This window comes from Sphingobacterium sp. R2, assembly GCF_040760075.1.
Classification (GTDB): domain Bacteria; phylum Bacteroidota; class Bacteroidia; order Sphingobacteriales; family Sphingobacteriaceae; genus Sphingobacterium.
Genome location: NZ_CP142884.1, coordinates 2,543,968 through 2,557,192 on the forward strand (window position 1 = coordinate 2,543,968; position 13,225 = coordinate 2,557,192).

Here is a 13,225-nt window from a genome sequence, read left to right on the forward strand (position 1 = left end):
GAATAGGACATGAAAATAAAAAATATTATCACAACAAGTTTAGGGCTTATCGTATTGTTCACTTTAGGAGGCTGTAAAAAGTTCCTGGAAGAAGAGCTAAAAACTGAACTGGCACCATCCAATACGTATACCAGTACCTACGGTTTCGAAGTGGGAAGTGCAGGTTTATACGCACTCACGCGTTCTGAATACAATACCTATGGTGAAGGTGGGGCCTTTATTCACAATGGCGCCTGTCCATACGAAGCCTTACAAGTATCAACAGATATCGCCGACGCAATTAATAGTGATGGTTCTTTGATGGCTTTTGCTAACCTCACGCTTACCGCGTCAGAGCGGTTTGTGGGTACTTACTGGAATTGGGCATATAACCTTATTTCATCTGCTAACTTAATGCTGGTTTATTCCGAGAAAAACACCAATTGGGATACACCGGAAGATAAAGCACGTTTCCAAGCCGAAGCTCGCTTCTTTCGGGCTTATGCTTATCGTACCTTGATTTACCTTTATGGTGATGTACCTTATGTAGAAACCATTCTATATGATTTTCAGCTTAATTTTACCCGTACACCCAAAGCTGAAGTCATCGGACATATGATAGACGACCTAAAATTTGCGGTGGATAATCTGCCTACGAATCCGGACGGTGTTAAAGAAGGTAAGCTGACCAAATGGGCCGCAAGCCATTTGCTAAGCGAAATTTATCTGTTGCAGGGCAATCATTCCGAAGCGGAAAAGGCAGCGTTGGCTGTTATCAATAGTGGTTATTATAACCTTATGAAAAGTAGATATGGGGTGAATAGCGGTAAACCGGGTGATGTATTCAGCGATTTATTTTTGGAAAATAATCAAAATAGAAAAAGTGGTAACAAAGAAAGTATCTGGGTATTGCAATTTCAATTCAATACAATCGGTGGTGGAACCAACTCAGATGACTGGACCCGTAGGGCTTGGATACCAAATTACTCGACCATTACAGGATTTGTTTTGGCAGATACCTTGGGCGGTCGTGGTATCGCACAACTGGTTCCGATGAAATGGTGGGTTGGCACCACGGGTACTAATGCGACAGGCAACGTGGCCGGTATTTTTGAAGCAAATGATATCCGCAATTCAGGCCATAATATAAAACGCAACTGGTATTATAACAACGCAAACGAGACCTCACTTTATGGCAAAAAGGCCAATATTACTGAGCAAACTTGGTTTACGACAAAAAGCTTATTTCCGGCAATTACAAAATTCTTTTATGGACGGCCAGAAAATCTAAGTCTATCGGGTAGTTATAAAGACCGTATGAAATTTCGTTTGGCTGAAACCTATCTGTTGCTTGCCGAATCCTATTTGGGGCAAAATATGCCTGATAAAGCTGCGCAAGCTGTTAATGAGGTCCGGAAAAGGGCGGGAGCATCTGAAATTACGGGCGCTGAGATGAATATGGATTTCCTACTCGATGAGCGTATTCGTGAATTAGTCGGGGAAGAAAGCAGACGCTTTACTTTGGTGCGTACCAATAGCCTAGTGGAGCGTGTTAAAAAATATAATAATGCGATAAAGGATAAAATAACGGATAACAATATCCTGTGGCCAATTCCGCAGGTGATTAGGGATGCTAATACAGGAGCGCCATTCCCTCAGAACCCGGGTTATAATTAATGTTTATGGGAGGCTGTCCGAATCCTAATCGTATTTTCGGTAGCTTTCCATCTGATGAAAAAAGTATTTGCGCGAGTCAAGCGCATGATTCTATCCGAATGTTAGCAAAAATATAAATCAATGAAAATTATCAATTATTTATACAAAACCTTATTTCTCTTATGCATGGTGCTTTGCCAGTTATCCTGCAAACAGGAAATACAGGATATACCCAAAGTCAATGAGACAATGGAACTTCAGCCTTCTGCTGAGATTATTACGCTTGACGAGGTCAATATGACCAAAGATATTGTCGCATTCAATTGGAAACCCGCCAGAGTACAGTCAGATGATCATTTGGTCAGCTACAGCACTATGTTGGATGTGGTGGGAAACAATTTCGGTACGGGTACGGCCATATTTAACTATGAAGACGACAATGTATTTAGCAGAAGCTTTACTTCCGAACAATTGCAAAATTGGGCCAATGAAAAGTGGGGTATACCAACAAACAAGAGCTTTACGCTGGAGTTTAGGGTAGTTGCTCAATGGGAGGGCGGCGGTACTTTTGAAGCACCTGAGGTGAGGACGGCAAGAATTACAGTAAATCCAATCAAGACGGTTGTTTTTGATGCCGATAAAGTGTTCTTGAGCGGTAGCGCCGTTGGCGGAACTAAGGTGGAGCTGCCAAAAACATTGGAAAATTTAGATCAATATGCTTATGTATTGAATTTGCAGCCGGGCGAACTTGAAATTCCGGTCGAATTTAATGGAGAGACGAATTATGTGGTTACTGCCGATGGGAGCGCAGCAATAAACGATGGTAATGCGGTCGGGATAAAGATGAGAGAAACAGTATTCTCCTGGAAAATAGAAACTGCTGGTGAGTACCGTGTCGTGGTCAATATGCAGAAAGCTACCGCTACGATCTATTCGCCGGCGAAAGCACTTTCCGCAAAAACGGTGATATGGACAGGAGATCAACCTTATACGACCACCGTGACGGATTTATGGATGCATGGGAGTATTAATGGTTGGGGAACGCCTGTTAAAATGAATTGTCAGGTAAGTTTGGCCGATCCGCAAATTTTGGTCTATACTGGTGGTAAAGTTGGTACTACTAAGTTTATTGTGACCGGAGATAACAGTAACAACAAAAATCTGGCCTACGCATTTAGTGCTCCGCCTACGTCCGACGGCGTCGCGCAAACTTTGTCTCTCACTTTGGGAAAAGTAACCGAAATGGGAGGGGGGACGGTAAAAGGTAATCGCGATTCATATTTCACCATTCCCGCCACCACAAATGTGTTGATCCTAGATTTAAGAAATATGACTATTGTGGCACTAAAACGATAAGAGATCGGGTAAAAAATACAAGTTAACCTCAACATTTCTAAAAGTGAAAAATATAACCTATAAAAAAGCCTATCTCAAAGCATGTCTTGTCATGCTTTGCTTTCTAGCATTTTCATGCAAGAAAAATGATGCTGATATCGAAAAAGATATATCCGGAACCTTGGTAAAACCCAGTTACAACAGGAGCTCTATGTTTCGTAATCCATTAAACGGTTGGGTGATGTACGCTTCGGCTTCGGGAAACCCTTCTTATTGGGATACCCAATTTTATGTGCCCGATTTGGGTAAAACGGTCAAAGCGATTGATTATGCATCTGCCTGTTATATCCGTACCAGCTGGCGAACCTTTAATCCTGCAGATGGCGTGTATGCCTGGAGAGATCCTAGCACAGCAATCTACAAAATGATCAAAGGAGCACAAGATAAAGGATTACCCATCGCGTTTCGTATCGTTGTCGACGGTCGCGACCAAGGTGCAAATACGCCGCAGTTTGTTTTCGATGCAGGCGCTAAGTATTATTTGGCTAATCCTTCTTTTCCCGATAGAAAAACACCAGTACTGCAAGATCCTATTTTTAGGAAATATTATAGCAAGGTGATTGAAGAACTAGCGAAGGATTTTAACGATTTAAATAAAACCTCTTTTGTCGATGCCTATGGACTCGGTTTGTGGGGGGAAGGGCATAGTGTAATTTATGAAGATCCTAATAAGCCATCTGGTCAAAATATTGAAGTCATTAAAGAAGAAGTTGTTGACTGGATTTCTGATGTGTATTCCAAGAATTTTACAAAAGTACCCTTACTGATTAATTATCATCGTCTGGTTGGTGACCCGTCGGGTAGTGGAGCTGCGAACCCCAATTCGGAGAAGTTATTGAATAAAATGATCAATAAAGGCTACAGTCTGCGTCAAGATGCCTTTGGAATGACAGACTATTACCAAAGCTGGGAGAAGAATTTTGCTAAGGTGTGGAATTTTAAACGTCCCGTTATTATGGAGGGCGGTTGGATAACCACAGGTACCCACCGTTATTGGACTGATCCCAGCGGTAAATTTAGGCAAGACCATCCCGAAGATGTTCGGCAGGGCGAATTTGACAGTTCCTTGGAAGCTGCGGTAAACATGATGGATTTCCGGATCGGTGAAATTGAAAGCTGGTTCACCAAATCTTTTACCTTATGCCAGCGTTTTATTTCTGAAGGTGGCTATCGTTTATATCCTGATCGTGTTTACTTACCGGAGAAAGTCAATTCGGGGACAGAAATGACAATTAACCACCGCTGGCGGAATATGGGCTGGGGATATTTCCCTAATAATATTCCCCAGTGGAATTATAAATATAAAGTTGCTTTTGCACTCCTGGATGAAGAAAACAGGGTGAAAAAAGTTTTTGTAGATGATCAAGGAGAACCTTCGACCTGGCTTAAAAATAACCCGATGACCTACGAATTGAAAGCTATTGTTGATCTTCCAACGGGGAACTATACCTGGGCTGTCGCTATCGTAGATACCACAAATGATAATCAGCCTGGGATACGGCTTGCGGTGAACGGTGATATGACCAGCACTGGATGGTTAAAGCTATTGGAGGTACAGATATTGTAATAGTTTGCATAAAGGTTAGAATGCAAAACTGTTAGATGTTTTTTAGTTAAAAAGGGGGCTGTCCTGAAGGACTGCCCCTTTCTGATGTGGTTTTTTATTTACATTGCCGGGGCACAGCCCATTTGACATCCCATAACGGATTCTAAGGTTAGATAAAATCTTATAATCCGAACGAAATAATTCTCAGACTATAGTTCGCCATTGGCTAGCATATGCCTGTAGATCGTTTTGCAATTTCCGAAGAATCCTGAACATGAGTTTTCTACATACGTTTCTGAAGTATGCGTAGCTACCACTTCGCCACTACTATTGTATACGTTTAATACGTAGACACATCTAATCAACCTCGAATTGTCATCTTTTGTTTTGGCAGTGGTTTTAGCATCTACATTGGTTTTGGCTACCTTGTAAGCAGTTCTTTTTACATTGACGTTTTCTTTGGGTGCGTTTGCATCTGTGCTGGCGAAAGCTGCAGTTGATAGCGTAGCTATGGCTATCACACTCATCACTAACTTTTTCATTGTTTTTAAGTTTTTTTGTTAAATAATGTATGCCCTTTGAGCATATTTTAATTCTCTCCTAATAAAAGTAAGAACAAGAAAATTGCGTGAGGTGAACGATCAGTATTCGCGAGAGACGATCTATTATTCGCAGCGACTCAGTCGATATTTATTTTTCTCAGGAAGTTAATGCGATTGTCAGCAAAAATCAGGCTTACCATAGCTACAGTCAAAGCCGTAGCGAAGTTGTTAAGTCCTTAAAAAAAATGGGATAAACTAACCTTTGCATTGCGTACAGGCATCCTCTAATCATCAGAAAATTATACGGTTATTAAATTGATGTTGAAATTGAAGAACTTCATGAATACTAAACTCGTTAATTTGGGGCATTTACCGGCCCATGAAGCTTATGCCATTTGCATTATTTGCGCAATTGGGTTCGCATTATCCTGTAGAGGCTTACAACAATAACAACAGCTGCGAATGCTAGCACATGATGTGTTCCAGCGATAGGATAATGCAGAAATCCACCTATCCCCTGTAACATTAATACAAATTCATTCAAAAATATTCCAATAAGTAGACCGTAAATACCGTAGTGAACGCCTTTTTCGATTTTTAGCAGACAAATCTGAAAAGCATAACCAATTAAAAAGAGGGTAATGATCACCAAAAGAACGAGGTGCAGATAAGCAATGACAATTGGCCGAAAGCCATAAGCTTGTTGACTCAGCGCAGGTATGACGGACAGACCCTGTAATAACAGCTTGAGGAAAATAGCCGCTAGGACACATAACCAAATCTTTGCTGTGTCTTGGTTTAAGCGAAGTGAAGCATTGTTTCGGATCAGTCTGACGACTCTTTTTGCTAAGGTTACCCAAAGAACAAATTGCAATCCGACTGTCATAACGATAATGATATACAACCAAAGAGGTAGATTCTTCCACCATAGCACGGATAGGAAATAGGTAGGTATAACAGTCATGGCATAGGTGAGCGAGAAACGCGGGCTCATGGGTATTTTACCACCATGTTTATACAGCCAGCCAGCAAGTAGGGCGACACAAGCGAAGAAAAACCAGCCATTGTACTGAAAATGAAGATAGAAATAGACCGATGCAAGTTGTTTTAATGGATCCATTTGGTGGGTCGCTTTGAGATAGGCGAGAAAATAGGTTCCAAATGAACTAAATATATTGAAAAATAGGGCCGCCTTTATTAAAATCGAAAGAGCTGGAGGAAGCATAGATGATTTAAGATCCCTGAATAATTGAGCGCAAAACCAATAAGAGACAAGGATTGATAAGAATGACCATATAATTGAATATATACTATAACCAGTATATAAAAAGGAAATAAGCATACCTGCAGAAACTGAGCAATTGGCCAATAGGATATGCTGATATTTTCTACATAAAATTTGATTGACTTTTATTTCCAGAACGGCCATCACGAGAAAGATCATCAGCGCTTGGGATACCCAGCCTGAAAATGCAAAATGCGAATGTGCGTGCATGATGTTTTTCTGGTCGATCCAGGGAATGGGAAATAAAAATTTTAAACGCATAATCAATCCCAAAATACCGACGATAAGCAAATTGAATAGGGTAATGACAATCCATTTCTTAATACTTAAATAGTTCATTATTTTATTCATATGTTGATTTTTTCAGAACGCGGTATGGTTGTTTCAGCGTTCAATCTATGCCATCGGCGGGAACAAAGACTTTTCCGCGGACAATGTTTAATTTATCATCCTTTTCCATTTGCTTCATTGTCCGGATGATTGTTTCTACTCGTAGTCCAGTCATATTAGCCAATTGTTGGCGCGTAAGCATAAGTCGGTTGCATTCCTGACAAACGAGTCTTTTGCTTTCATTTAATTTGTGAATCAGATTGGACAGGATTTCTTCAGGTGAGCGATTGTAAATTAATTTGATCATGAATAGTTTAAAGTGCAGCTCACGGGCGATCTTTTGTGAAATTACATGATGTAGATGACCGTATTCATGCATGATTTCGAAGAATCTTTTTGAACTGATCTTCAACAAAGTACATGAACTGTCTGCAATTGCTGTTACTGTATTCAGTCCGTTGTCTAATATGGCCACTTCACCAAATCCCTCGTTGGCGCAGATCACGTTATGGAGGACTTCTCGGCCGTCGGACAAGAAATTAGAAAGACGAACTCGTCCATTTAATACCTGATAATAAAATAACGCCATGCTGTCCTCGCGGAAAAGTATTTCACCAACATCGGCATGTATGCTGCTCGCTCCCTTTTCGAGAAGTATTACGCTTGGAATCATCGTTCGACATTAGTTAAAATTAACTATACGGAATAAAGATATAGCAACATCGAAAAATAGATGTTGATGTTGGTCACAGGAATGAGTGATTAAAATCAATTTCGCTTTAATGGCTTTATATATAGTGTTTTATGTCTTTTTATCGGTGGTTTTTTTGAAACTGAAGCACTTTATGATTTGCCTCATAAAATAGCTACAACCTTCCCCTATACCTTTGGATTACGTAAAACACAATCAAGTTTGAACACAAAACCAAAATAAGATGAGAAAGCTAATTGTATGCTGTTTGATGGGATTATTTATCTACTCCTGTTCATCAAACAATGGCGAGAAAAAAACAGTTGCCAACAGTGCGAACGAAACTGGAGCTACGGCAAATGACGCCAGTGGATATGATCCACACCGAGGTGAGGGAAAATTTGACCAGGTTGAAATCGGCGAACATTTGGATGCGCCAATGGCCGCAGCCGGAAAAATGATTGTTGATTTAAAATGTGCTTCCTGTCATAAGCTTACCGACGAAAAGCTGGTAGGCCCCGGGTGGAAAGGCGTGACACAACGGAGAAAGCCACAGTGGATCATGAATTTTATCACGAACCCTGATCCGATGATCGATAAGGATCCTGAATTACAGGCACAACTTGAATTATGTATGGTCCGAATGCCCAACCAGAATCTAACGGATGAGGAAGCCCGAAAGGTATTGGAGTTTATGCGACAAAATGATGGCGTAAAATAATAGAGCTGAATAAGAATCAACAAAGCTGCATAGGTATTAACCTTAAAATAAGAATAGAATGACTTTTACAAAATACATATTGACGAGCTTAATGGCGAGCGCAATGTTGTCGACTTTCCATGCCTGTAAACCCAAAGGAGCGGGATCCGCCGTGAGTGGCGATGCCGCGGAGAAGGTGTATGTTGCCCCAGGGAAATACGATGAATTTTACAATTTTGTATCTGGGGGATTTAGTGGACAGCTCTCCGTTTACGGGCTTCCATCCGGCAGATTACTGCGTGTAATCCCCGTTTTTTCACTAGACCCTGAAAAGGGCTGGGGCTTTAGTGAAGAGACTAAACCGATGCTCGAAACGTCCCATGGCAATGTACCCTGGGATGATTTACACCATGTGCAGCTTTCCAAAACAGATGGAAACTACGACGGTCGTTGGGTATTTGTCAATGCTAACAATACCCCCCGTATTGCTCGGATCGATCTGACAACTTTTCGTACGGCAGAAGTCCTCGAGCTCCCGAATAGCGGTGGAAACCACTCCTCACCTTATATAACTGAAAACACCGAATATGTTGTCGCAGGAACCCGATTTTCGGTACCGCTTGACGGCGAGTCTGGCGATGTACCTATCAATACCTTCAAAAAGAATTTTCGCGGAACATTGAGTTTTGTCAGCGTAAGCAAGGATAATGGCAACATGGAATTAGCTTTTCAGATTGAGACACCCGGTGTAAACTATGACCTGAGCCGAGCCGGTAAAGGGACTTCTCATGGCTGGTTTTTCTTCTCCACCTACAATACTGAACAGGCAAATACATTGCTGGAAGTTAATGCCTCCAAAAATGATAAGGACTTTATATTAGCCGTCAACTGGAAAAAAGCCGAAGAATATTTGAAAGCCGGAAGGGGGAGAAAGGTAACTGGTTTGAAGTATGCCCATAACACTTACGACGAGAAGTCCCATACTGCGAAGACAACATTCAACACAGAAACTGTCGTATTGAAGGCGGAGGAACTGGAGGGGCTATGCTACTATATTCCTTGTCCTAAATCTCCGCATGGTGTCGATGTTGATCCTACCGGAGAATACATCGTAGGATCGGGTAAATTGGCTGCTGTCATACCTGTATTTTCATTTGCTAAAATGCAGAAAGCAATCCAGGAAAAACAATTTGAAGGTAAATTCGGTGGGATCCCAATTATAAAATACGAATCTGCACTGTATGGTGAAGTACAAAAGCCTGGTTTAGGCCCACTACATACGGAATTCGATGGTAAAGGAAATGCAATTACCTCATTCTTTGTGTCCTCCGAATTGGTCAAATGGAATATTAAAGATTTAAAGGTGCTAGACCGAACACCAACATTTTACTCAACAGGTCATTTGATGATACCGGGAGGAGATACCAAAAATCCAGACGGCAAATATGTTATTGCGTATAATAAAATCACGAAAGACCGCTTTCTTCCTACTGGACCTGAGTTGGCGCAGAGCGCCCAATTGTTTGATATCTCGGGAGACAAAATGCAGTTGTTGTTAGACTTTCCGACGATTGGGGAACCGCATTATGCGCAAGCCATTAAGGCTGAGAAGGTAAAAGATAAAAGTGTGAAAATCTTTAAAATTGAAGAAAACACCAGCCCATATGTCGCCAAAGGAGATAAAGATGCACGCGTCGAGCGTAAAGGTAATCAGATACATGTATACCTGACATCCATCCGTTCACACTTCATGCCGGATAATATTGAGGGCGTACAGCTTGGCGATGAAGTCTATTTCCATGTGACCAACATTGAACAGGACTGGGATATGCCACATGGTTTTGCTGTCAAAGGTGCAAAGAATGGTGAATTGCTCATTATGCCAGGAGAGACACAGACGTTGAAATGGATTCCGGATAGAGTAGGTGTGTTTCCTTTCTACTGTACTGATTTTTGTAGTGCGCTACATCAAGAGATGCAGGGTTATATCCGCATATCAAAAAAAGAAAACAACGTTCCGCTGATTTATAGTTTAGGAACTAACCAACCGCAAGAGAAAACCAATTAATGCAACCTATGATGATGAAAACTACAAGTCACATGTCAGCAGTACATCGGATTCTATTGATCCTAAGTGGTCTGGCCCTGGTAGCGGTCATCTTCCTGCCTATCTGGCGTATTGAGCTTGACGCAGCGCAATACCCAGAAGGCTTAGAGTTACAGATCTATAGCAACAAATTGGCGGGACAGGTCGACATTATCAACGGGCTCAACCATTACATCGGGATGAAAACGCTGCATGCGGAAGATTTTATAGAATTTACGGTTTTACCTTATATCATCTTATTTTTTGCACTGGCGTTTTTATTCATAGGGTTGTTGCGGAATAGAAAACTGCTGTATGGCTTATTCTTTTGTTTTCTGCTTTTTGGAATTGCGGCCTTGGTTGACTTTTATATCTGGGAATATAACTATGGTCATCAGCTCGATCCAAATGCACCGATAAAAGTTCCGGGAATGTCTTACCAACCCCCACTGATCGGATACAAACAGCTTTTAAATTTTGGTGCCTATTCAATCCCGGATATTGGGGGATGGATCTTTATACTCTGTGGAATTATCTTGGCCTATTGTACCGTGAGAGAATGGCAAAACAATAAAACCCTAAAACTAAAATCATATGAGAAACTATAAACTATTCGCGTTGATCTGCAGCAGTATATTGCTGGTTCTATTTAGTTTGCAGGCCTGTCAGGGCAACAATAAACCCAAGCCTATTAAATACGGCAGCGAGCAATGTGCCCACTGTAAGATGACAATAACGGACGTGCGTTTTGGCACGCAGCTACAGACAAAGAAGGGTCGGGTCTTCAATTTTGATGACGTTCAATGTATGATTGCCTTTGTCAATGGGAACTCGGTCAAAAAAGAAGAGATTGCGGTTTATTATCTGTCTGATTATGTTAGCCATAATCTCATACCGGCAGCAGACGCCTATTATCTCAAAAGTGAGTCCTTGAAAAGTCCGATGCGCGGCAATATTGCTGTATTTGAAAAACGAGGTGAGCTGGATAAGGTCAAAGCCGAGATTGGTGGCACCGTGATGACTTGGAATGATCTGTGGAAATAAATAAATAATGATGAAGAATCTAGCTTTAGCGCTTTGGTATGCAATTACCTGTCTTTGGATCGTAAGTTCGCCCATTTCGGCGAATACCATTAAGATAGGAAAGGGGCAGCCTTTCAGCACAATTCAGGCTGGCTTGGCACAGGCGCAATCTGGTGATACCATTTTAGTGTCGGCGGGCGTCTACAAGGAGGGAAATATCGTTATTGATAAGGCCATCTACCTAAAAGGATTGGGAAAGCCTGTGCTTGACGGGGAGAAAAAATATGAACCGCTCTCGATTAAATCGCCAGGTGTTACAGTTCAGGGTTTTTCGATTCAGCATTCCGGACATTCATCTATGAATGATATTGCCGGGATTAAGATTTATAATACAGAACAGATTAAAATACTTGATAATGAGCTCGTGGATAATTTTTTTGGGATCTATGCCCAAAATGCGAAAAATGTCGAAATACGGGGCAATACTCTCAAAGCTTTTGGTACAGCGGAGCAGCTGATCGGTAACGGTATTCATGCTTGGAAATCGGATAGTCTAAGTATTGAAAATAATAAAGTGTCTGGACACAGGGACGGTATTTATCTTGAGTTTGTGACGCATACTCGGGTAGAGGGCAATCTTTCTGAAAAAAATCTGCGCTATGGTCTCCATTTTATGTTTTCCCATGAGAACAGCTACATCTCAAACACCTTTCGCAGCAATGGTGCTGGTGTAGCTGTTATGTATACCAAACATGTCCATATGGAAAACAATAATTTCGAAGAAAATTGGGGCGATGCCGCCTATGGATTGTTGCTCAAAGATATTTCCGATAGTCAGATCATCAACAATCAGTTTAGCCGCAATACCACCGGTATTTTTATGGAAGGATCGAACCGAATCCATATTGAACATAACAATTTTAAGAGCAACGGATGGGGGCTCAAGATCCAGTCGAGCTGTATGGACAATGTGCTTAAAGACAATAATTTTTTTCAGAATACCTTTGATGTTGCTACCAATGGCACGCTTACACTCAATAGTTTTGTGCATAACTATTGGGACAAATATGAGGGATATGATCTGGACCGAGACGGATTTGGGGATATTCCTTTTCGCCCCGTAAGCCTATTCTCGATGATGGTTGAGCGCTATCCTTCGGCGATGTTACTTTTTCGAAGTTTTATGGCTATGCTGTTTGACCGGACTGAAAAGCTATTACCAAGTCTAACACCCGAGGGGCTTAAAGATGATAAGCCTCGCATGAAATCAATAAAAGTATGATTAGTATCCAACAGTTAACGAAAAGCTTTGGCAAATTCAAGGCATTAAAAGGCATCGATCTGACGTTGAACGGTGGCGAATGCGTCGCCCTAATAGGCCCCAATGGCAGTGGTAAGACCACCTTGATCAAGTCTATCCTGGGGATGGTGATGCCGAGTGCCGGACGGATCACGTTTGAAGGACAAGACATTGGACAGCAATGGGTTTATCGGAACCATATCGGCTATATGCCGCAGATAGGTCAATATCCTGAGAACATGTCCATCAAGCAGGTATTGGATATGATCAAAGATATCCGCAAACAGCCCCAGACGGATTCGGATCTTTATCAGGCTTTCGGCGTGGACAAGCTATTGGAAAAACGTATGGCGACACTTTCCGGTGGTACAAGACAAAAAGTAAGTGCCTGTATCGCATTTATGTTTGACCCCAAAGTACTCATCCTGGATGAACCCACGGCGGGGTTAGATCCTCTGTCTACCGAAATTCTCAAGGGTAAAATCAAGAAAGAAATCGGACGCGGTAAACTGATCATCATCAGTTCCCATGTACTTAGTGATCTCGATGAGTTTGTCTCACAGATTGTCTTTTTGCAGGAAGGAGAGCTGAAGTTTCATAAGAGCCTGCAGCAATTAAAAGAAGATACAGGTACTGAAAAACTATCCAAAGCAATCGCTTATTTGATGCAGAACCGTGACCTGCCTAATTAA

At 41.6% G+C, this 13,225-nt stretch carries 12 protein-coding genes; 9 read left to right on the forward strand and 3 right to left on the reverse strand.

The window, feature by feature from the left end:
* Window positions 1–9: 9 nt before the first annotated feature.
* The 3 genes from VXM68_RS10560 to VXM68_RS10570 all read left to right on the forward strand — a co-directional run bounded on the left by VXM68_RS10560 (window position 10) and on the right by VXM68_RS10570 (window position 4,597).
* On the forward strand, window positions 10–1,656 hold the full coding sequence (locus VXM68_RS10560; protein ID WP_293955686.1) for a RagB/SusD family nutrient uptake outer membrane protein: 1,647 nt from the start codon (window positions 10–12) through the stop codon (window positions 1,654–1,656).
* Between the two features lie 120 nt (window positions 1,657–1,776).
* Entirely contained in the window at window positions 1,777–2,991 is a 1,215-nt protein-coding gene (locus tag VXM68_RS10565) for a SusE domain-containing protein (RefSeq protein ID WP_294347505.1), read from the forward strand.
* A gap of 43 nt (window positions 2,992–3,034) precedes the next feature.
* Window positions 3,035–4,597: a DUF4832 domain-containing protein gene (locus VXM68_RS10570; protein WP_293955684.1), complete on the forward strand. Its 1,563-nt coding sequence runs from the start codon at window positions 3,035–3,037 to the stop codon at window positions 4,595–4,597.
* A 188-nt stretch (window positions 4,598–4,785) separates the two neighbouring features.
* Here the strand turns inward: VXM68_RS10570 and VXM68_RS10575 are convergent, their stop codons facing one another.
* The 3 genes from VXM68_RS10575 to VXM68_RS10585 all read right to left on the reverse strand — a co-directional run bounded on the left by VXM68_RS10575 (window position 4,786) and on the right by VXM68_RS10585 (window position 7,406).
* Window positions 4,786–5,118 carry a hypothetical protein gene (locus VXM68_RS10575; RefSeq protein ID WP_293955683.1) on the reverse strand — a complete coding sequence of 111 codons (333 nt, stop codon included), beginning with the start codon at window positions 5,116–5,118 and terminating at the stop codon, window positions 4,786–4,788.
* Between the two features lie 400 nt (window positions 5,119–5,518).
* Window positions 5,519–6,754 carry a hypothetical protein gene (locus tag VXM68_RS10580; protein WP_293955682.1) on the reverse strand — a complete coding sequence of 412 codons (1,236 nt, stop codon included), beginning with the start codon at window positions 6,752–6,754 and terminating at the stop codon, window positions 5,519–5,521.
* Between the two features lie 40 nt (window positions 6,755–6,794).
* Complete coding sequence (locus VXM68_RS10585; protein ID WP_293955681.1) at window positions 6,795–7,406, reverse strand: Crp/Fnr family transcriptional regulator; 612 nt, start codon at window positions 7,404–7,406, stop codon at window positions 6,795–6,797.
* A gap of 262 nt (window positions 7,407–7,668) precedes the next feature.
* Here VXM68_RS10585 and VXM68_RS10590 point away from each other — a divergent pair, with 262 nt between their 5' ends.
* Genes VXM68_RS10590 through VXM68_RS10615 form a run of 6 tightly spaced genes read left to right on the forward strand, consistent with a single transcriptional unit; the run spans window position 7,669 to window position 13,225 of the window.
* Window positions 7,669–8,145 (forward strand): c-type cytochrome, encoded by a 477-nt coding sequence (locus tag VXM68_RS10590; protein WP_293955680.1) that lies wholly within the window; start codon window positions 7,669–7,671, stop codon window positions 8,143–8,145.
* Window positions 8,146–8,203: 58 nt separating this feature from the next.
* A complete protein-coding gene (nosZ, locus tag VXM68_RS10595; protein WP_367211213.1) occupies window positions 8,204–10,192 on the forward strand; it encodes a Sec-dependent nitrous-oxide reductase in 1,989 nt (662 codons plus the stop codon).
* 32 nt (window positions 10,193–10,224) lie between these two features.
* Window positions 10,225–10,818: a hypothetical protein gene (locus VXM68_RS10600; RefSeq protein ID WP_293955678.1), complete on the forward strand. Its 594-nt coding sequence runs from the start codon at window positions 10,225–10,227 to the stop codon at window positions 10,816–10,818.
* Window positions 10,805–11,254 (forward strand): nitrous oxide reductase accessory protein NosL, encoded by a 450-nt coding sequence (locus tag VXM68_RS10605; RefSeq protein WP_293955677.1) that lies wholly within the window; start codon window positions 10,805–10,807, stop codon window positions 11,252–11,254. The genes VXM68_RS10600 and VXM68_RS10605 overlap by 14 nt, the downstream gene beginning before the upstream one ends.
* Before the next feature lie 7 nt (window positions 11,255–11,261).
* Window positions 11,262–12,515 carry a nitrous oxide reductase family maturation protein NosD gene (locus VXM68_RS10610; protein WP_293955676.1) on the forward strand — a complete coding sequence of 418 codons (1,254 nt, stop codon included), beginning with the start codon at window positions 11,262–11,264 and terminating at the stop codon, window positions 12,513–12,515.
* Window positions 12,512–13,225 (forward strand): ATP-binding cassette domain-containing protein, encoded by a 714-nt coding sequence (locus VXM68_RS10615; protein ID WP_293955675.1) that lies wholly within the window; start codon window positions 12,512–12,514, stop codon window positions 13,223–13,225. The genes VXM68_RS10610 and VXM68_RS10615 overlap by 4 nt, the downstream gene beginning before the upstream one ends.

Coding starts and splice junctions, on each gene's coding strand:
- VXM68_RS10575 (WP_293955683.1), bottom strand. CDS start 5,118: ATGAAAAAGTTAGTGATGAGTGTGATAGCCATAGCTACGCTATCAACT.
- VXM68_RS10565 (WP_294347505.1), top strand. CDS start 1,777: ATGAAAATTATCAATTATTTATACAAAACCTTATTTCTCTTATGCATG.
- VXM68_RS10560 (WP_293955686.1), top strand. CDS start 10: ATGAAAATAAAAAATATTATCACAACAAGTTTAGGGCTTATCGTATTG.
- VXM68_RS10615 (WP_293955675.1), top strand. CDS start 12,512: ATGATTAGTATCCAACAGTTAACGAAAAGCTTTGGCAAATTCAAGGCA.
- VXM68_RS10590 (WP_293955680.1), top strand. CDS start 7,669: ATGAGAAAGCTAATTGTATGCTGTTTGATGGGATTATTTATCTACTCC.
- nosZ (WP_367211213.1), top strand. CDS start 8,204: ATGACTTTTACAAAATACATATTGACGAGCTTAATGGCGAGCGCAATG.
- VXM68_RS10585 (WP_293955681.1), bottom strand. CDS start 7,406: ATGATTCCAAGCGTAATACTTCTCGAAAAGGGAGCGAGCAGCATACAT.
- VXM68_RS10610 (WP_293955676.1), top strand. CDS start 11,262: ATGATGAAGAATCTAGCTTTAGCGCTTTGGTATGCAATTACCTGTCTT.
- VXM68_RS10605 (WP_293955677.1), top strand. CDS start 10,805: ATGAGAAACTATAAACTATTCGCGTTGATCTGCAGCAGTATATTGCTG.
- VXM68_RS10580 (WP_293955682.1), bottom strand. CDS start 6,754: ATGAATAAAATAATGAACTATTTAAGTATTAAGAAATGGATTGTCATT.
- VXM68_RS10600 (WP_293955678.1), top strand. CDS start 10,225: ATGTCAGCAGTACATCGGATTCTATTGATCCTAAGTGGTCTGGCCCTG.